The organism is Actinokineospora guangxiensis (genome assembly GCF_042657845.1).
GTDB lineage: Bacteria > Actinomycetota > Actinomycetes > Mycobacteriales > Pseudonocardiaceae > Actinokineospora > Actinokineospora guangxiensis.
Window position 1 is genome coordinate 64,342 of sequence record NZ_JBHSKF010000020.1, and the last position, 18,936, is coordinate 83,277.

Sequence of the window (18,936 nt, forward strand, 5' to 3'; positions counted from 1 at the left end):
GTCCGCGCGGAGGTCGGCACGGTGGAAGGGGCGGGCCGGGGGCTAGGCCGTGTTCGCCAGGGTGATGTGTGCCGGGTCGGCGGCGAAGGGGTCGGCGGCGGAGAGGGAGGAGGCGGTGCGGGCGCAGAGGGCCCGGGTCTCGGCCGGGGTGAGGCCGAGGCGGTTGAGCAGCAGGTGCAGGTGCTCGCGCCAGACGGAGAGCTGCTCGGCGGTGGGCGGGGTCTCCGCCTGGCCCTCGGTGGCGCGGCGAGCGCGGCGGACGGCGTTGGTCCAGCGGACGAGGGTGTGGTCGCGGGTGCGGGCCAGGCGGGTCCAGCGGACGTCCAGGGGCTGGGCGCCGGCGCTGGGGGCGCCGCCGAGCCAGGCGGCGGTGGCGCGGCGGTCCAGGCGCAGGGCGTGGGCGGTCGCCATGATCAGCTCGGTGGCGGTGGTGAAGCGGGCGCCGGGGGCGGTCAGGGCGCTGACGGCCAGTTCGGTGCCGCGGCAGAACAGGTCCCCGGCCGCTTCGCTCGGGCCGAAGCGCTCGGGGTCGGCGGTGTGCCCGGTCTCGCCGATGTCGGCCAGCGCCGCGGCGCCGGTGCGGCGGGTCTGCACGACGAGCCTGGCCAGGTCCGGGCGCAGCGCCTTGACCGTGCACCAGTCGGCGCCGCGCAGGCCGAAGACCAGGCCGGTGCCGGTGCGCTCGAAGTACCAGTCGGCCAGGTGCCCTTCCCGGCGCAGGCCGTCGAAGTGCGGCGCGGCGCGGTGGACGATGAACCGGTCGATGTCCTCCGTGCGCCAGGCGAGCTCGCAGCGCACGGCGGACCAGGTTCGGGGGCGGGGTGCGTCGGTGGTCATCCGGTCTCCTCCTTCATCGCCCGACCCCATGATCGTCTGGAGTGGACGGACGCCGAGAGCGGTACCCCGACCATGATGCGGATGACGTCTGACAGGCGACTGACCCGAGCGCTGACCCATGCCCGAAGGGTCACACCGATGTGCCCCAGCTCACATCTCCCGGGGTGCGGCACGGCGCCGCGGGCGGCGGCTCCCCCAGCCGTCGCCCGCAGCGGCCCACCCCCCGGGGCGGCGCGCGGTCCGGCGCGCCCCTGCGCGCGTCGGAACTATGCAAGTTCGCTGCGAAGATCACTCCCGTTACCGGATGAGACGCGGCTCACACGACGGACGGCCCCGCCGAAGCGGGGCCGTCCGGGGTCGTGCGGGTGCGTCAGTACCGGTAGTGCTCGGGCTTGAACGGGCCCTCCGGGTCCACGCCGATGTACTCGGCCTGGTCCTTCGACAGCTTGGTGATGCTGCCGCCCAGCGCCTCCACGTGGATGCGGGCGACCTTCTCGTCCAGCGCCTTGGGCAGGCGGTAGACCTCGTTGTCGTACTCCTGGTGCTTGGTGAACAGCTCCACCTGGGCGATGACCTGGTTGGAGAAGCTGTTCGACATCACGAACGACGGGTGGCCGGTCGCGTTGCCCAGGTTCATCAGCCTGCCCTCGGACAGCACGATGATCGAGTGCCCGTCCGGGAACACCCACTCGTCCACCTGGGGCTTGATGTTGATCCGGTGGATGTTCGGCACCCGGGCGAGCCCGGCCATGTCGAGCTCGTTGTCGAAGTGGCCGACGTTGCCCAGGATCGCCTGGTGCTTCATCCGCGCCATGTGGTCGGCGGAGACGACGTCCTTGTTGCCGGTCGTGGTGATGATGATGTCGGCGGACTCGATGACCTCCTCCAGCGTGCGGACCTCGAAGCCGTCCATCAGCGCCTGCAGCGCGCAGATCGGGTCGATCTCGGTGATGATCACCCGCGCGCCCTGCCCGCGCAGCGACTCCGCCGAGCCCTTGCCCACGTCGCCGTAGCCGGCGACGACGGCGACCTTGCCCGCGATCAGCACGTCGGTGCCGCGGTTGATGCCGTCGATGAGCGAGTGGCGGATGCCGTAGCGGTTGTCGAACTTCGACTTGGTGACCGAGTCGTTGACGTTGATCGCCGGGAACAGCAGCTCGCCGGCCGCGGCGAGCTGGTAGAGCCGCAGGACGCCGGTCGTGGTCTCCTCGGTGACGCCGCGGATGCCCTCGGCGACCTTGGTCCACTTGCCGCCGTCGGCGGCCAGCGACGCGCGCAGCGTCTCCAGGATGATCTTCCACTCGTCGGAGTCGTTGTCCTCCGGGCCGGGGACCACGCCCGCCTTCTCGTACTGCACGCCCTTGTGGACCAGCAGCGTGGCGTCGCCGCCGTCGTCGAGGATCATGTTCGGGCCGCCGCCCTCGGGCCACGTCATCATCTTCTCGGTGGCCCACCAGTACTCGTCCAGGGTCTCGCCCTTCCACGCGTACACCGGGACGCCCTTGGGCTCCTCCTCGGTGCCGTGCGGGCCGACGACGACCGCCGCGGCGGCGTGGTCCTGGGTGGAGAAGATGTTGCAGGAGCACCACCGCACCTCGGCGCCGAGGGCGACGAGCGTCTCGATCAGCACCGCGGTCTGCACGGTCATGTGCAGCGAACCCGAGATCCGCGCGCCCCGCAGCGGGTAGACGTCGGCGTACTCGCGGCGCAGCGCCATCAGACCGGGCATCTCGTGCTCGGCCAGCCGGATCTCCTTGCGGCCGAACTCGGCGAGGGAGAGGTCGGCGACGGCGAAGTCCACGCCGTTGCGGGTCTGCGCGAAGCGCTCCCCGGACGTGGCCCGCGTGTCTTCAGCGGTCATCAGGTGATTCCTCCAGACTGTGGTTCCCTGGGAACAGTACCGCCGCGGATGCCCGGCAGACCTCGCCGATCGGTCGCATCTGCCGAGGGGACACGATCGGAGAAGACGTGCTGCCGACTGGTGCGGACACGCGCGTGGTCGAACTGCGCGTGCACGGCATGATGGGGACATCGCCGGAGTCCCTGGTCTCCGCGGTGTCCGCCGTCGACGTCGCGGGCGACGGGGTCGGCCGGATCGTGCGGCCCGCCGACCGGCTCCTGCGGCCTGCTCCCGGCCCGGTGCTGCGCGCCGACGGCCGCTCGGTGTCGCGGGTGGTCGAGGGCTACGTCTGGGGCGCGATGACCTCCGGCGGCTGGGCCAAGGCGACCTGGGCGCTGCTGTTCCCCTTCTCGCTGGCCAACATGGCCCACTGGATGCTGCCGCCGGTCCCGCGCGGGCACCGCGGCGGGCGCGTGCTCGGCGCGGCGCTGCGGGCGCTGCTGCGGCTGGCGGCGCTGCTGCTGACCGTGCTGTTCGTGGTGCAGGCCACGGTCGTGACCTACGACCTGCTGGCCGTGCAGTGCCTGGCGCCGGGGGCCGACTGCCTCGCCGCGGTGCCGCGGTGGCTGCGCGAGGCGTACCCGTTCCGGCAGGCGGTGGCCGTCGTGCCGGTGCTGCTGCTGGTGCTCGTGCTGCACCGGGTGTCGTGCGTGGCGTGGGAGACGCCGGCGGCGCCCAACCCGCCGGAGGCGCCGCCGAACGAGCGCGTCGACCTGCCGGGCCGCAACCTGGTCGCCGACCCGGACACCCCGGCCCTGCGCACCCTGCACGCCGTCGGCGCGCTGGCCGCGGTCGCCTTGGCGCTCAGCGGCCCGCACACCGCCCCCGACCCGGTGCGCGCGTTCGTGCCGTGGGTGGTGGCGCTGGCGCTGCTGGCCGTCTGCGTCCTGGGCACGCTCGGCCTCGACGACCCGCGCGGCGCGGACGACCGGCGCGGGCGTCTGCTGCGGGCGGTCTTCGGCCGGGTGCCGGGCCGGGTCCTGGAGGTAGTGGGCGTGCTGGCCGTCCTCGCCGCGGCGGCCGCGGTCGACCCGGTGCCCGCGGTGCCCAGGGGCACCGACGTCACCGTGGACTCGGTCGCGGCGGCGCTGATCGTGGTGGTCGTGCTGTTCGGGGTGCTGCTGGCCCCGGCGGCGCTGATCGCCCGGCCGAGCTGGCGGGAGCTGCCGCGCGGGCTGCGCCCCTGGGCGGGCGGCTGGATGGCGGCGCCGGTGCTGGCCGTCGCGGCCCTGCTGGGCGGCGGCTTCGGCGCGGGCCTGGCGATCACGCTGCGCACGGTCATCGGCTTCGACGGCATGCGCCTGCCCCCCGGCTACGACTCGGTCACCCTGCTGTGGGGCGCGGGCGCGGTCCTCGGCGCGGCCGTCGCCCTGCCCAGCCTGGCCGTCGCGGCCGTGCGGCTCCTGCGCCGCGACCGCACCCCGGTCGCCGACCTCCTGGGCGCCGACGACGAGGCCCGCCGAGCGTGGCGACTGGCCGAGTGGCAGCGCCGCAACCTGCACCGGGTCGTGCTGGCGGCGGCGGCCTTCCTCGCGGCGGGGACGACGGTGGCCGTGGTCATGCGGTTCATGGACCGCGCCTTCGCCCCGTGGCTGGCCCCGCTGAGCACCCTCGGCGTCCTGGCGCTTGGCCTGCTGGCGGGCTCGCTGCTGCGCGCGGTGCAGAACGCCGCCCGCGAGGCGGAGGCGGGCCGCCGCCTGGGCGTCCTGGCCGACCTGGCCTGCTTCTGGCCCCGCGAGGCGCACCCCGCCGTGCCGCCGTCCTACGCCCTCAAGGTGGTCCCCGAACTGGCCACCCGCGCCGCCGAACACCTCCGCGACCAGGACACCCGCGTCGTGCTGACCGGCCACTCCCAGGGCGGCCTGCTGGTCCTGCTCACCGCCGCCCGCCTCCTGGACTCGATCAACGAACCCGAGCGCATGCGCCTGGGCCTGGTCACCGCGGGCACCCAGCTCCAGTGGGCCTACCTGCGCGCCTTCCCGTCGGTGGTCCCGTTCACCTCGGTAGCGGCGGTCTCGGCCAACTTCGGCACCCGCTGGCGCAACCTCTGCCGAGGCACCGACCCCATGGGCGGCGCCGTCCTGACCTGGTCCCGCCAGGTGGTCGACGGCCACCTGATCGGCACCGGCCTCCGCCCCGACGGCACCCCCGGCCCCCTCCCGGCTGCCCCCCGCACCCCCACGGACGCCCTGGTCCTGGGCCAGGACCACTGGCTCCCCGACCCCGCCCACGGCCCTTTCCCCAACCGCCGCTGGTGCCCCGGAATCCGGGCCAACAAGAACTACACCGCCGACCCGGAATGGGACCGCGCCGTAGCCCTGGCCGCCGGCCTGGACCCCGACGACCACGGCGGCCTCCCCTGGCTGACCCGCCGCCCGGTCGGAGGCTGAGGCTGGAGCCCTAGAGAGTCCACGGGTGAGACGCCCAGCAGGTCAGCCGGATACACGCCCAGACGGTCCGATGGGGTGAAGTCGCTTCGGTGGGGCCGCCACCGCCACCACCACGCGGAGCCAGACCTACCTCCCGATCCTCCCCACAAGCGCGTCCGCCACACCCCCATGCCCGGCATCCGCCAACAACCCGGCAGGCGCCAACAGATAATCCCGATCCACCACGATCTCAGCCTTCTTCAGCACCGGCCGCAGCACCGGGTCATCCCGAAGAAACCCATGCACCGATGACAGATCGGAAGCATGCCGGAACACCCCACCCGACAACACCAGCAACGTAGCCCCGTGCGGTCCAAGATCCCCGTCCACCAGCCGCAGATGCCGCCGAAGCGCCAGCACAGCGGCTACCGAAGCCAACCGAAGATCCTCCTCGAACTCCCCGGGAGAACCCGGAACGAAGTCCACACAAGACGACCGATGCGCGGCCACCGATTCCAGCCCCTCAACCGGAACCCGCTCAACCACCCCCTCAGCCACCACCCCCCGAGCCGACCAGCGCATCCCGATGTCCCCCTCCACCGTCCGCCGATCAGCGGGCAGCGCCACCGTCCGCGCCCCAGAATCCACAGTAGACACAGCCGAGTACACATCCGTCGTGGCCCCACCCACATCCACCACCACAACCGCCCCCGCCGACGAATCCGACGCCCGCACCCCCGCCAACCGGGTAACCCCCGCCAACACCGCGTCCGGCGTCACAGTGCGCACAACCCGACGGAACCGCGACCCCCGCGACAGCCCCTTCCCCCCGATCACGTGATCGAGGAACACCGACCGGATCGCCGCACGCGCGGGCCCAGGAGCCAACTCCCCCACATCAGGCAGCACGTTCGCCGTGGGGACAACGACCCGCCCCTGCAACAACCCCAGCGCCGCGTCCCGCGCCGAAGCGTTGCCCGCCAACACGATCGGCACCTTGACCCGGTTCACCCCCAGCCGCCGCGCGTTGTGCAGCAGCACCCGCTCGTCCCCGCCGTCGGTGCCGCCCACCAGCAGCACCACATCCGGCCGAGCCGCCCGCAGCGCCCGCAGCCCCGCGCCGTCCATCTCCCCCGACGACACGTGCACGACCTTCGCCCCGGCCGACAGCGCGACCCGGTGGCCGGCCTCCGCGCTCACCAGCCGCTCCTGGCCCACCACCGCCAGCCGCAGCCCGCCCCCGGCCGATGAGCACGCCAGCACCTGACCCTCCCCCAGCGCCGCGCGCACCGCGTCGACCCCGTCCATCACCTCGGGCGGGGTCGTGCGGTGCTGCGCGGTGCCCAGGAGTTCGCCGGTGGCCGAGACGAGGGCGCCCTTGGTCCACGTGGAGCCCACGTCCAGGCACAACCAGGACAAGCTACTTCTTCTCCTTCTCCCGCTCAGCGGCCTGCCCGAGCAGCGAGCGCTTGCGGCTGTACACGAAGTAGACGATCACGCCGAGTGCCATCCACGCCAGGAAGCGCAGCCAGGTCAGCACCGTCAGGTTGAGCATCAGCCACAGGCACGCCGCGATGGCGATGATCGGCAGGACGGGCACCCACGGCACGCGGAACGCGCGCTTGAGGTCGGGTCGGGTCTTGCGCAGCACGATCACCCCGGCGGAGACCAGGATGAACGCGAACAGCGTCCCGACGTTGACCATCTCCTCCAACTGCCCGGCGTCGAAGAACGTCGCCGCCGCGCCGACCAGGACGGCCACCAGGATGGTGGCGCGGGCGGGGGTGCCGCGGCTGCTGGACTGGGCGAGCTTGCGGGGCAGCAGGCCGTCGCGGGACATGGCAAACAGGACGCGGGTCTGGCCGAGCATCAGCACCATGACGACGGTGGTCAGGCCCGCCAGGGCGCCGACGGAGATGATCTGTGCCGCCCAGTCGACGCCGTTGAGCGAGAACGCCGTGGCCAGGGTCTTGGTGTCCTCGGTGCCGTCGGCCTTCGTGCCGGAGGCCAGTTCGGTGTAGGACACCATGCCGACCAGCACCAGCGCCACGGCCACGTACAGCACCGTGACGATGCTGAGCGAGCCGAGGATGCCGCGCGGCACGGACTTCTGCGGGTTCTTGGTCTCCTCGGCCGTGGTGGCGACGATGTCGAAGCCGATGAAGGCGAAGAACACCAGCGACGCGCCCGCCAGCAGGCCGAACGCGCCGAAGGAGCTGCCCTCCACGCCCAGCAGCGCGGAGAACAGCGACTGCTCGACACCGCTGCCCGCGCCGCCGTCCTCGGCGGGCTTCGACGGCGGGATGAACGGGCTGTAGTTGGCCGCCTTGACGTAGAACAGGCCCAGCACGACCACGAACAGCACGATGGCGACCTTGATGCCGGTGATCACCATGCTGAACCGCGACGACAGCTTCGTGCCCAGTGTCAGCAGCGTCGCCAGGACGACGACCAGCAGCAGCGCGCCCCAGTCGGCGGTGGCGAAGCCGAGGTCGACCCGGGTGACGGTCTGCTCGTTGGCGTCGAAGCCGAAGAGGTAGCCGAGCACGGTGTTGAGGTAGGTCGACCAGCCCTTGGAGACCGCCGCCGCGCCGACCGCCAGCTCCAGGACCAGGTCCCAGCCGATGATCCAGGCCAGGAACTCGCCGAAGGTGGCGTAGGAGAAGGTGTACGCGCTGCCCGCGACCGGCACGGTCGAGGCGAACTCGGCGTAGCACAGGGCCGCCAGGCCGCAGGCGATCGCGGCGAGCACGAAGGCCAGCGCCACCGCCGGGCCCGTGAGGTCACCGGCGGTGCGCGCGGTCAGGGTGAAGATGCCCGCGCCGATGACGACCGCGACGCCGAAGACGGTCAGGTCCCAGGTCGAGAGATTGCGCCGGAGCTTGGTGTCCGGTTCGTCGGTATCGGCGATGGACTGCTCGACGGACTTCGTGCGCCACAGGCCATTTCCCGCCATCTGGCCCTCCCCTTCCAGTCTGGTGAACCGGCCCGGTGAGGCTAGCGCCGGATGGGCGCGGCCGCTGAAGAGCCGCGCCCGGTCCCGGTTCAGTCCGCGGTGACGGCGGACTCGCGGTAGAGGTCGGGCTCCAGGTAGATGAGCCGGGCGGCGGGCACGGCGGCGCGCACCCGGGACTCGGCGTCGTCGATGGCCGCGGCGACGCCCGCGAGGTCGAGGTTGGGCACCAGCTCGATCTTGGCGGCGACCAGCAGCTCGTCCGGGCCGACGTACTGGGTGCGCACGTGGATGACGCGCAGGACCTGGCCGGTGGCGAGCTTGTCCATGATCGTGTCGAGTTCGGCGTCGGTGGCGCCCTCGCCGATGAGCAGGGACTTCATCTCGATGATCAGGATGATGGCGATCACACCGAGCAGCACGCCGATGGCCAAGGTGCCGACCGCGTCCCACACCGGCTCGCCGGTCAGCATCGCCATGCCCACGCCGAAGAGCGCGAACACCAGGCCGAACAGGGCGCCCGCGTCCTCCAGCAGCACCACCGGCAGCTCCGGGGTCCGCGAGTGGCGGATGAAGCCCCACCAGGTGGCGTCGCCCTTGATCTTGCGGGACTCCACGATGGCGGTGCGGAAGGACCAGATCTCCAGGCCGATCGCCACCAGGAGGATGATCACCGCGACGATGGGGCTCTTCAGCGGCTCGGGGTGCGAGAGCTTGTGGAAGCCCTCGTACAGCGCGAACACCGAGCCGAGGCTGAACAGCATCAGCGCGACCACGAAGGACCAGAAGTAGCGGTCGCGGCCGTAGCCGAACGGGTGCTCCTTGGTGGCCCTGCGCTGGGAGGTCTTCTGCCCGAGCAGCAGCAGGCCCTGGTTGGAGGTGTCCGCGACCGAGTGCACCGCCTCGGCCAGCATGGACGACGACCCCGTGATGAGGAAGCCGACGAACTTCGAGATGGCGATACCGGCGTTGGCGAACAGCGCGGCGAGGATCGCCTTCGTGCTTCCCCCTGCGGCCACGGCTCACTCCTAGTGAAGGGTCCTGGACTGGATCGGACGGAAGCCTAGAGGCTGCCCGCTCACCGCGGGCGCGAACCCGTCAGGTCCCGACGGTGGCCACGAAGATCCGCGTCGCCGCGGGCGACACCGGGCACGCGGTGGTCTCCTGGTCCGAAGCCCCGATCCACGCCGAGGAGCCCCGGTCCAGCTTCAGCGACGAGGTCCCCGAGACCAGCTCGACCGCGCCGTCGGTGCACACCAGCAGGCGCGGGCCGGGCGCGCCGAGGGACACCGCCTCGTCCTCGCCGTCGGCCCAGTCCACCCTGGACAGCTCGAACTCCGGCGCGTCGGTCGGGTAGACGTGCACGCGGCCCTTGGCCACGCCCTCGCTGACCGGCATCGGTCCGCAGCCGAAGTCCAGCACCCGCAGCAGCTCGGGCACGTCGACGTGCTTGGGGGTGAGCCCGCCGCGCAGGATGTTGTCGGAGTTGGCGAGGATCTCCACGGCGGTGCCGTGCAGGTAGGCGTGCAGGTTGCCCGCGGGCAGGTAGATGGCCTCGCCAGGGCCGAGGGTCAGCCGGTTGAGCAGCAGCGCGGCCAGCACGCCCGCGTCGCCGGGGTAGCGCTCGGCGAGTTCCAGCACCGTGCGGCACTCGTCGCCGAACTCGCCGCGGTCCTTCACGTGGCGCACGCACGCGTCGAGCAGGTCGGGCATGAGCGCGTGCAGCGCCTGCTGCGGCAGCGTGATCCAGGTGGTGAACAGCGCGCGCAGGCCGTCGCTGTCGGGTTGGCCCGCGAGCAGGTCGATGTGCGCGGACAGGCCGGGCGTGCGGACGACTTCGAGCAGCTCCAGGGTGCGGTGCGGGTCGCGGAAGCCAGCGAGCGCGTGGAACTCGGTGAGCGCGCAGACCAGCTCCGGCTTCGCGGTCGGGTCGGGGTAGTTGCGGTCGGGGGCGTCGCGCGCGATGCCCGCGGCCTCCTCGCGCGCCCAGCCCTCCGCAGCCTGCCGCGCCGACGGGTGGGCCTGCATGCTCAGCGGCTCGTCGGCGGCGAGGATCTTCATCAGGAACGGCAGCCGGTCGCCCCAGCGGGCCGCCGTCGCCGCGCCCAGCTCGCCCGCCGGGTCGGCGTCGATGCGCTCCAGCAGAGTCTCGCCGGAGTCGACCAGCAGCGACGGGTCGCCGGGGTGGCTGCCCATCCACAGCTCGGCCTGCGGGTGCGGCGCGGGGACGGGCTGCCCGAGCAGTTCGGCGATCGTCGTGCGCGATCCCCACGCGTACGCGCGGACCGCGTTGCGCAACAACTCCACTGCACCACTCCTAACCGCGGGCGCGCTCACGCCGTCGCCGGGGCGTAGCGCCCCGTGCCGCCTGCCGTACCCGCTGCCAGCCCCAGGTACAGGGCGGCCAGTTCCCAGCGCAGGGCCAGCACCGCGGCCCCGATCGGCTCCGGGACGCCCAGCTCCTGGCCGGGCGCGAGGACCTCGACGGTGGGCAGCACCTCGGCCGCCTGCCTGCGCACGGGGTCGCCGGGCGCGCTGCGCACCGCTAGCAGCACGGTCCTCGGCGAGATCGCCGCCGGGCCGTCGAAGTCGTCGGGGTCGGCGAAGATGTCGCGGCCCGCCGAGCCGCGCACGGCGGCGCGGTGCAGCGCCGTGCGGCTCGCCGCCTGCTGGTACTCGGCGACGTCGCAGGGCAGGTCGGTGTGCGTGGAGAGCACCTGGGCGGCGTGCCGGGCGACGCCGGTGGCGACCGGGTCCAGGCCCCACAGCAGCGGGACGTGCTCGGCGACGCGCAGCGCCAGCGACTTGGCCGGGTTGACGAACGTCTCGTGCTGCACGTGGCAGCGCTCGGCCTCGCGGTCCAGCTCGTCGGCGAGGGCGTCGGTGTCGATGCGCAGCAGCCCCAGCGCGGCCAGGGTGAGCAGGCCCGCGGTGAAGGCCGCGGCGAAGGAGAAGCCGGGCGGCACGGGCACCCGCGGCGCGATGTGCACGGCCGCGCCCGCGGCGGCCGCGGCGACCGGACCGTCGGCGGGCGCGGTCAGCACGACCGTCGCGCCCCGGCGGCAGGCCCGGTCGATCGACTCGGCGAGGACGGTGTCGCCCGCGTCGTCGGTGTGCGCGATGACCACGTCCAGCGCGCCCACCCACACCGGGGCGCGGTCGGCGACGACCAGCGGCACCGGGCAGGCCGGGCCCACCAGCGCGGCGAGCACGTCGCAGACGGCGGGCGAGATGCCCGGCCTGCAGATGAGCACCAGGGCCCGCGGCCTGCTGCCCGCGACCCGGTCGATCCCGGCCTCGGCCGCGGCCTCGGCGGTGGCCCGCACCTGCGCGCCCGCGCGGGCGACGGCGCGCAGCAGCCCGTCGGGGTCGGCCTCGCCCAGGCGGGCGGCGTCGTCCAGCAGGGAGTCGTCGGGAAGCGAGGTCACCGGGCGTCCGGATGCTCGGCGGCGTCGAGGAGCAGGACGGGCACGCCGTCCTCCACCGGGTACACGCGCCCGCACTCGGTGCAGGTCAGCGCGTCGGCCCCCGGGTCGCCGGGGGCGCCCGGGGTGAGCGCGGCGTGGTCGTCCGACGGGCACGCCAGGATCTCCAACAGCCTCGGGTCCAGGTCGACTGCCATCGCGTCTCCTCCTCGGGTCCTCAGTGTCTCGGGTGGTTCGGGTGGTTCGGGTGGTTCGGGTGTCTCGTGATGTCTCGGGATCAGGCCCGCACGATGGCGAGGACCTCGTCGCGCAGCGCGGCGACGGCGGCGTCGTCGGCGGCCTCGACGTTGAGCCGCAGCAGCGGCTCGGTGTTGGAGGCGCGCAGGTTGAACCACGAGCCGTCGGGCAGGGTGACGGTGAGGCCGTCCAGCTCGTCCAGCTCGACGCCGTCGCGGCCGCCGAACTCGGCCTTGATCGCGGCGATGCGGTCCGCCTGGTCGCGCACCGTCGAGTTGACCTCGCCGGAGGCGGCGTAGCGGGCGTAGTCGCGGGTCAGCTCCGAGAGCGGGCCGTCCTGTTCACCGAGCGCGGCGAGCACGTGCATGGCCGCCAGCATGCCGGTGTCGGCACGCCAGAAATCCCTGAAGTAGTAGTGCGCCGAGTGCTCGCCGCCGAAGATCGCCCCGGTGCGGGCCATCTCCTCCTTGATGAAGGAGTGCCCGACTCGGGTGCGGACCGGGTTGCCGCCGTGCTCGCGGACGATCTCAGGCACCGCGTGCGAGGTGATCAGGTTGTGGATCACCGTGGCGCCCGGGTCCTTGGCCAGCTCGCGCACCGCGACCAGGGCGGTGATGGCGCTCGGGGAGACGGCGTCGCCGTTCTCGTCCACGATGAAGCAGCGGTCGGCGTCGCCGTCGAAGGCCACGCCCGCGTCGGCGCCGACCTCGCGGACCTTGGCCTGCAGGTCCACGATGTTCTTGGGGTCCAGCGGGTTGGCCTCGTGGTTGGGGAAGCTGCCGTCGAGCTCGAAGTACATCGGGGTGACCTCGATCGGCAGGCCCGCGAAGACCGAGGGCACGGTGTGCCCGCCCATGCCGTTGCCCGCGTCGACCACGATCCGCAGCGGGCGGCTGGTGCTCAAGTCGACCAGGGTCCGCAGGTGGGCGGCGTAGTCGGCGAGCATGTCGCGCTCGGTGACCGTGCCGGAGCCGCCCAGGTCGGCGGTGCCGGCCTCGACGTCGGCGCGGATCTCCGAGAGCCCGGTGTCCTGCCCGACCGGGGCGGCGCCAGCGCGGCAGAGCTTGATCCCGTTGTACTGGGCCGGGTTGTGGCTCGCGGTGAACATCGCGCCGGGCATGTCCAGGCTGCCGGAGGCGAAGTACAGCATGTCGGTGCTGGCCAGGCCGATGGAGACGACGTCGACGCCCTGGGCGGCGACGCCCTCGGCGAAGGCGGCGGCCAGGCCGGGCGAGGAGTCGCGCATGTCGTGGCCGATCACCACGGACGGCCCGCCGACCAGGCGGGCGAAGGCCGCGCCGATGGACCGGACCAATTCCTGGTCGATCTGCTCACCGACCACGCCGCGGATGTCGTATGCCTTGAAGACGCCGGACAGATCGCGCACGTGATTCCTCCAAGGTCGCCGCTGGTGCCCTTGGAGCCTACCGATCTGGCTACCGGTCAGTCGGAGACCGGGTCGGGGAGCACCCGCAGGTGTGCGCGCCGCGGGCCGCCGGGGGTGCTGGGCGGCTCGGGCATCGGCCGGTCGACCCGGCCGGCCTCGCGGACGGCCTCGGCCAGCGCGGTGAGGTCGTCGACGCTGGGCTCGGGCATCGCGAACTCGCCGTCGTGGCGGACGACCTCCCAGCCCCTGGGGACCGTCAGGCGCAGCGCGTGCTCCTCGCAGAGGTCGTAGCTGTGCGGCTCGGCGTAGGTGGCCAGCGGGCCGACGACGGCGGTCGAGTCGGCGTAGGCGTAGGTCAGCGTGGCGACGGCCGGGTTCAGACACCCGGTTCGCGAACACCGACGCACGCTCCGCACGATCGCTGACGATAGCGGTTCGGGGGGCGGTCATGTCGCATCAGCTCCCGCGACACGCCCCGGTGCGGCCATCCGGGCGAGTACTACCCTTTCGATCGTGGTCACCGCGCGCAGATCCCGACGCCGCGACCGGCGCAACCGCGACCGTCATGGGCGCGGCCTGCGCGGTCCGCTCATCCCCGCATCGCTCCCGGCGTCGAGCACGCGCGCGGAGAAGTTCGACGCGGTCGTGCTGGAGGCGCTGGAGCCGATCGAGGCGCGCTGGCGCACCGAGCTGACCAAGCTCGACGTCGCCGTGGACGACGTCCCCGAGGTGCCCGAGGGCGAAACCCCCGATGGGGTGATCGCGGACTCGGGCGTGCCACTGTCGCGGCTGGTGCGCGCGGGCGTCGACCGGCGGGGTCAGCCGACGCGGGCGCGGGTGGTGCTCTACCGGCGACCGTTGGAGGCCCGCGCCAAGGACGGCGCCGACCTGGCCGACCTCGTGCACGACGTGCTGGTGGAGCAGATCGCGGCCTACCTGGGCCTGGACCCGGGTGTGGTGGAGGGCGGCGACTAGCCCGTCCTAGTCCTCGGGCCTGCGGCCGGGGATCGAGGTCAGCACGGTGAACAGGACCATCGCGCCCTGCACCAGCAGCAGCACCCCGCGCAGCGCGGACGCGTGCTCGACGCGCACCTCCGATGCCCTGGTCGGCACCTGGACGGCGACCTGGCGGCCCCACGCCCGCACGATCGGCACCTGCTTGCCGTCGACCGTGGCCGTCCAGCCGGGCTCCTCGGTCGCGCCGAGGACCAGCAGCCGCCCGTCGGGGCCGTCGGAGACGCGCACGGAGGCCGACGGCGGCTCGGCGGGCACGGCCACCATGCCCTTGGCCGCCAGCGACGTCGGCGGGACGCCGCCGGTCACCGCGGTCCTGGCCAGCTCCGGCGAGAGCAGGTGCGCGGGCCCCGCGGTGAGCTGCACGCGGAAGACCGGCAGCCCGTAGGTCGTCGGCGGGACGTCGGCGACCAGGTCCCCGGCCGCGGCGCGGAAGGCGGGGGCGGCCTCGGCGGGCAGCACGACGAACAGCACGCCCGCCGCGGCGGCACGGGCGAGCGCGCCGCGCACCCGGGGTCCGTCGCCGCTGGTCAGCTCGGCGCGCAGGGCGGCGAGGCGGCCAGTGGCGCCCGGGGTGGGCGCGGTGTCGTCGTCGCCGAAGGCGGGCGGGCGGCCCGCGGTGAGCCGGGGGCGGCCGTCGAGGGTGAGCAGCCAGCGGCCGGTGGCGGCGAGTTCGGCGGTGGGCGAGGCGGCGAGGCGGTCGCCGCCGTCGTCGCGCAGCGGGCCCGCCGGTCCGGCGATGGCGACCCCGGCGGCCAGCGCGCCGAGGGCGGCGACGCCGACGACCGCAGCGGGCCGCACCAGCGACGGCCTGCCCCCGCCCGTGCGGCAGGCCCCGAGCAGCGCCCAGACCAGGCCCCAGCCGACGAGCAGCAGCGGGGTGCCCGCCCAGGCCGCCGTCGGCTCCAGCCCGCCGAGCGGGGTCGCGGGCACCAGCCGCACGAGCAGCACGGCCGCCAGGCCCAGCAGCGCGAAGCCGAGGCCGGGCAGGACGCCGCGGTGCGGGCGCACCAGCACGCCCGCGAGCGCGACCAGCACGGCGACCGCGCCGATGCCGACCAGCGCGCCGGGCCCGCCGGGGTGCAGGGCGAGCAGCTCGGCTGTGCCCGGGACCGGGTTGTCGACCACCGCGCCGATGCCGTGCAGGACGATCCCGGGGTTCTGGATGAGCACGGCGGGCCAGGGCAGCAGCAGTGCCAGCGGCATCAGCACCAGCATGAACAGCGCCACGCCGCGCCTGCGGCCGTCGCCGGGGACCAGCACGAACCCGCCGAGCGCGACCACCACCAGCAGCAGGTGCGCCAGCGGGGCGAACGCGCCGATCACCGCGAGCCCGGCCGCGGTGCCCGCCGCGGTGGACAGCCAGTGCCGCGACCCGCCGCCGCGGGTCAGCAGCGCCATGATCCCGGCGGTGACCAGCGGCAGCAGGATGTGCACGACGACCGCGTCGAGCCTGCCCTGGGCGACGGCGGCGGAGGCGGGCGGCAGCAGCGCGTACCCGGTGGCGAGCAGTGCCCGCACCCAGCGGCGCACGGGCGCGCGGCGGGTGGCGAGGTAGGCGGAGAGCCCGGCGAGCGGCAGGTCGGCCAGCAGCAGCGCCGCGACCACGGCCTGCGTGCCGCCGAAGGGCACGAAGACCGTGCCGAGCACGCCGAGGACCGCCAGCGCGGCGGGCGCGGGCGCGCCGGTGCCGCCCGCGGTGCCGTGCCAGCTCGCCAGGTACTGCGACCACACCGCGCCGAGGTCGCCGACCGGCAGCAGCCGACCGCCCGCCAGGTCCAGTCCCATCCGCCCGGCGTTGACCAGCACCGCGAGCGCGGTGAGGCCCACCAGCAGCAGCAGCGGCGGAGACAGCAGGAGTTGGCGCAGCACTCGGCCGCGGTCGACGGAGACGAAGACGAGGGCGGGGTCCGGCTCGGGGCCGGAACCGTCGCGCGGCACCGGCGACGGCCGCGGGCGCGGGCTGGGCCGCAGGCCGATCGGCGGGTCGGCGGGCGCGGCGGCGTCGAGCGGCACCGTGACCGCGACACCGCTGCCGGGCCTGCGCAGGCCCGCGCGGCGTGGGCGGCCGGTCGCGCCCGCGGGCAGCGCCTGCGGACCCGCGACGGGGCGGACCGGGTCGGGCTCCTCCGGGGCGTGCCAGAGCCCGGCGTCGTAGCCCGCGGGCAGCCGCCCGAGCGCGGCGTCGGCGGCGACCCGGCGGCGGACGAGGCCGGCGAGCGCGCCGCGGCCGGCGTTGCGCAGCCGGGTCAGTCTGCTGGTGAACAGCCCGCGCACCGGCCCTGGCCTGCCGCTGACCGCGCGCGCCCTGCGGCCGGCGCGCAGTTCCGCCCGGCCGCCGAGGACGTAGGCCAGCGCGCGCAGCTCAGCTCGGCCGCGCTCCAGCCTGCGCTGCATGGCGAAGCCGAGCGCGCGCAGCAGGCACAGCACCGCCAGCCGCGGCAGTCCGAGCAGGAACGACAGCGCGCCGCAGTTGACCAGGAACGTGCGCAGGCCCATCGCCCGGTCGATGGCGAGCGCCCCGGGCAGGCCGGGCACGGCGACGTCGACGCCGCGCAGCTCCGCGCTGACCGCGCGGGCGTGCCTGACCCGCGCGGACGGGACACAGAGGACGATCCGCCCGGACCGGTTGACCCGCCAGCCGAAGTCGATGTCCTCGCGCAGCACCGGCACGGCCTTGTCGAAGCCGCCCAGCTCGTGCCAGACCGAGCGGCGCACCAGCATCCCGGCCGAGGCCACCGCGAGCACTTCGGTGTTCTGCTCCAGCTCCCGGTCGCCCCCGGTCCACTCCAGTTCGGAGGGTCCGATGCCGGTCTGGCGGTGCCCGGAGGAGTCGGTGGACAGACCGGCTCCGACGACCACCCTCGGGTCGCGCCAGTCGACGGCGAGCGGGCCGAGCACCGCGGCCGACGGGGCGAGGTCGGCGGCGGTCAGCAGCGTGTCGAGGCAGTCGGGGTCGGCGGCGGAATCGTCGTGCAGCAGCCAGATCCAGCCGCCCGGGTCGCCCCAGCGCCCGACGGCGTGGTCGACGGCGGCGTGCACGGCCTCGGTGTAGCCCGCGCCGCGGTCGAGGGTGAGCACGCCGTCGAGCACCCGGTCGGCGCCGGTGGACGCGGCGGCGAGCAGGTCGGCGGTGGAGTCCTCGGAACCGGTGTCGACGGCGATGACGTGCCGGGGCCGCGGGCTGCTGTGGCGCAGCGCCGAGAGCGCCAGCCGCAGCCACTCCGCGCCGTCGTGGCAGACGAGGACGGCGAGCACGGGCACGGTGCGCGGGCGCTGGGCGCTCGGGCGCGGACCCGCTGCGGGCCGGGGGCGGGGCGGCACTGGTCGTGCACACCTCCCGTCGGCGTCGGCGGGTGGCCCCACCGGCCACTGGGACACCACGGTACGTCGGCCGTCGGCCCGTCCGCGCGCGGGAGGTTGTTCCGTTACCGACCTGCCGCGCTCACCGGGGGTTGGCGCGGCGTCGGACCGGGTGACTCCTGGTTGCTAGACGGCGCGCTTCTTGAGCTTGCGGCGTTCCCGTTCGGACAGGCCGCCCCAGATGCCGAACCGCTCGTCGTGGGCGAGCGCGTACTCCAGGCACTCGGCGCGCACCTCGCAGCCGAGGCAGATCCGCTTCGCCTCCCGGGTCGACCCGCCCTTCTCGGGGAAGAACGCCTCCGGGTCGGTCTGCGCGCACAGAGCGCGCTCCTGCCACTCCTGTTCCTCGGCGTCGTCGAGGTAGCCGGGCAGCCCGGCCTCGTGGCGATCCCACTCCGCCGCGTGCACGACGTTGCCCCTGTCTTCAGCGAATCCCTGCATAACGCCCGCCTCCTCGCCTTCCGCACTCCCCGGCTGGCGGATGCCTCAGCCTGTCCCCGCGGCCAATGGCCACCTCGGCAAATGACATCGATGTGATTACACCCGTGTCAGCGCGGCGGGTCAAGCGAAGACCCCGGCCGGGTGATGGGGTATGCGCGGCTGACACCCGTTCGGGTACCAGGGGAAACACCGGCAGATACCGGTCAGTCCCCCGGGATTTCGCGAAACTTGCCACACTGGAGCCGTGCAGAGATCAGCTATTCGACCCTCGCCCGTGTTCCTCGCCCTACTCGCCGTCACCATCGGCGGCGCGCTGCTCACCTTGGTGGAAGGCGAAGTCGCGGTCACGACGGGCATCTTCCTGCTCGTCCTGGGCGGGTGGGCCGTGTCGCTGTGCCTGCACGAGTTCGGCCACGCGATCGTCGCCTTCCGCGGCGGCGACCGTGAGGTCTACTTCAAGGGGTATCTCACGCTCGACCCCAGGCGCTACACCGATCCGGTCCTGAGTTTGCTGATGCCGCTGCTGCTGCTCGCCATCGGCGGCATCCCGCTGCCCGGCGGCGCGGTCTGGATCAACCACTACTCGCTGCGCTCCCGGGCCGTGGAGTGCCGGGTCTCACTGGCGGGCCCGTTCGCGAACCTGGTGATCGGCGTGCTGCTGGCGCTGGCGGTGGCGGTGTTCCCGATGGCCCCGAACCTGGCGGCGGGCCTGTCGTTCCTGGCGCTGCTGCAGCTGGCGGCGTTCGTGCTCAACATGCTGCCGATCCCGGGCCTGGACGGCTGGGGCGCGCTGGAGCCGTACCTGTCCCACGACGCCCGGCGCATCGGGGCGAAGGCCCGGCCGTGGGCGCCGCTGGTGCTGTTCGCGGTGCTCATCGGCATCCCGGGCGCGTCCGCGGTGTTCTGGGACGTGGTGCTGGCCGCCTACGAGGCGATCGGCGGGGACGCCTACTCGGCCGGGATCGGGCAGTCGCTGTTCTTCTTCTGGCGCTGACCGGCGCTTCACCCGC

At 73.9% G+C, this 18,936-nt stretch carries 15 protein-coding genes; 3 read left to right on the top strand and 12 right to left on the bottom strand.

Annotated features, from left to right (window positions below; genetic code table 11):
* Positions 1-42: 42 nt before the first annotated feature.
* A complete protein-coding gene (locus ACFPM7_RS28500; RefSeq protein ID WP_378250915.1) occupies positions 43-837 on the bottom strand; it encodes a lantibiotic dehydratase C-terminal domain-containing protein in 795 nt (264 codons plus the stop codon).
* Between the two features lie 370 nt (positions 838-1,207).
* Positions 1,208-2,698: an adenosylhomocysteinase gene (gene ahcY / locus ACFPM7_RS28505; protein WP_378250917.1), complete on the bottom strand. Its 1,491-nt coding sequence runs from the start codon at positions 2,696-2,698 to the stop codon at positions 1,208-1,210.
* 107 nt (positions 2,699-2,805) lie between these two features.
* On the opposite strand from ahcY, the gene ACFPM7_RS28510 reads away from it, so the two are divergent.
* Positions 2,806-5,127, top strand: coding sequence for a hypothetical protein (locus tag ACFPM7_RS28510; protein WP_378250918.1), 2,322 nt, complete (start codon positions 2,806-2,808; stop codon positions 5,125-5,127).
* A 126-nt stretch (positions 5,128-5,253) separates the two neighbouring features.
* Here ACFPM7_RS28510 and ACFPM7_RS28515 read toward each other — a convergent pair whose 3' ends face one another.
* The 8 genes from ACFPM7_RS28515 to ACFPM7_RS28550 all read right to left on the bottom strand — a co-directional run bounded on the left by ACFPM7_RS28515 (position 5,254) and on the right by ACFPM7_RS28550 (position 13,524).
* Positions 5,254-6,516 (bottom strand): glutamate mutase L, encoded by a 1,263-nt coding sequence (locus ACFPM7_RS28515; protein ID WP_378250919.1) that lies wholly within the window; start codon positions 6,514-6,516, stop codon positions 5,254-5,256.
* A 10-nt stretch (positions 6,517-6,526) separates the two neighbouring features.
* On the bottom strand, positions 6,527-8,062 hold the full coding sequence (locus ACFPM7_RS28520; protein ID WP_378250920.1) for an APC family permease: 1,536 nt from the start codon (positions 8,060-8,062) through the stop codon (positions 6,527-6,529).
* Between the two features lie 89 nt (positions 8,063-8,151).
* A complete protein-coding gene (locus tag ACFPM7_RS28525; protein ID WP_378250921.1) occupies positions 8,152-9,078 on the bottom strand; it encodes a cation diffusion facilitator family transporter in 927 nt (308 codons plus the stop codon).
* 79 nt (positions 9,079-9,157) lie between these two features.
* The gene (gene manA / locus ACFPM7_RS28530) at positions 9,158-10,366 is read right to left on the bottom strand and encodes a mannose-6-phosphate isomerase, class I (protein ID WP_378250922.1); all 1,209 of its coding nucleotides are present in this window, start codon (positions 10,364-10,366) and stop codon (positions 9,158-9,160) included.
* A 26-nt stretch (positions 10,367-10,392) separates the two neighbouring features.
* The gene (locus tag ACFPM7_RS28535) at positions 10,393-11,487 is read right to left on the bottom strand and encodes a hypothetical protein (protein WP_378250923.1); all 1,095 of its coding nucleotides are present in this window, start codon (positions 11,485-11,487) and stop codon (positions 10,393-10,395) included.
* Positions 11,484-11,681, bottom strand: a complete 198-nt coding sequence (locus ACFPM7_RS28540; RefSeq protein WP_378250924.1) for a Trm112 family protein — start codon at positions 11,679-11,681, stop codon at positions 11,484-11,486. Before ACFPM7_RS28540 ends, ACFPM7_RS28535 begins: the two co-directional genes overlap by 4 nt.
* Positions 11,682-11,761: 80 nt before the next feature.
* Positions 11,762-13,108, bottom strand: a complete 1,347-nt coding sequence (locus ACFPM7_RS28545) for a phosphomannomutase/phosphoglucomutase (RefSeq protein ID WP_378250925.1) — start codon at positions 13,106-13,108, stop codon at positions 11,762-11,764.
* A 56-nt stretch (positions 13,109-13,164) separates the two neighbouring features.
* Positions 13,165-13,524 carry a DUF3499 domain-containing protein gene (locus ACFPM7_RS28550; protein ID WP_378250926.1) on the bottom strand — a complete coding sequence of 120 codons (360 nt, stop codon included), beginning with the start codon at positions 13,522-13,524 and terminating at the stop codon, positions 13,165-13,167.
* 97 nt (positions 13,525-13,621) lie between these two features.
* Here ACFPM7_RS28550 and ACFPM7_RS28555 point away from each other — a divergent pair, with 97 nt between their 5' ends.
* Positions 13,622-14,083, top strand: coding sequence for a metallopeptidase family protein (locus tag ACFPM7_RS28555; protein WP_378250927.1), 462 nt, complete (start codon positions 13,622-13,624; stop codon positions 14,081-14,083).
* A gap of 6 nt (positions 14,084-14,089) precedes the next feature.
* On the opposite strand, the gene ACFPM7_RS28560 is transcribed toward ACFPM7_RS28555, so the two are convergent.
* Positions 14,090-17,446, bottom strand: a complete 3,357-nt coding sequence (locus ACFPM7_RS28560; protein ID WP_378250928.1) for a glycosyltransferase — start codon at positions 17,444-17,446, stop codon at positions 14,090-14,092.
* 165 nt (positions 17,447-17,611) lie between these two features.
* The gene (locus tag ACFPM7_RS28565; protein ID WP_378250929.1) at positions 17,612-17,926 is read right to left on the bottom strand and encodes a WhiB family transcriptional regulator; all 315 of its coding nucleotides are present in this window, start codon (positions 17,924-17,926) and stop codon (positions 17,612-17,614) included.
* Between the two features lie 244 nt (positions 17,927-18,170).
* Between ACFPM7_RS28565 and ACFPM7_RS28570 the strand changes: the two genes are divergently transcribed.
* Positions 18,171-18,920 (top strand): site-2 protease family protein, encoded by a 750-nt coding sequence (locus ACFPM7_RS28570; RefSeq protein ID WP_378250930.1) that lies wholly within the window; start codon positions 18,171-18,173, stop codon positions 18,918-18,920.
* Positions 18,921-18,936 lie beyond the last annotated feature (16 nt).

What these genes read in the sequence shown, in the direction of transcription:
- ACFPM7_RS28500 (WP_378250915.1), bottom strand. Translation starts at nt 837, where the DNA reads ATGACCACCGACGCACCCCGCCCCCGAACCTGGTCCGCCGTGCGCTGC.
- ahcY (WP_378250917.1), bottom strand. Translation starts at nt 2,698, where the DNA reads ATGACCGCTGAAGACACGCGGGCCACGTCCGGGGAGCGCTTCGCGCAG.
- ACFPM7_RS28520 (WP_378250920.1), bottom strand. Translation starts at nt 8,062, where the DNA reads ATGGCGGGAAATGGCCTGTGGCGCACGAAGTCCGTCGAGCAGTCCATC.
- ACFPM7_RS28540 (WP_378250924.1), bottom strand. Translation starts at nt 11,681, where the DNA reads ATGGCAGTCGACCTGGACCCGAGGCTGTTGGAGATCCTGGCGTGCCCG.
- ACFPM7_RS28565 (WP_378250929.1), bottom strand. Translation starts at nt 17,926, where the DNA reads ATGCAGGGATTCGCTGAAGACAGGGGCAACGTCGTGCACGCGGCGGAG.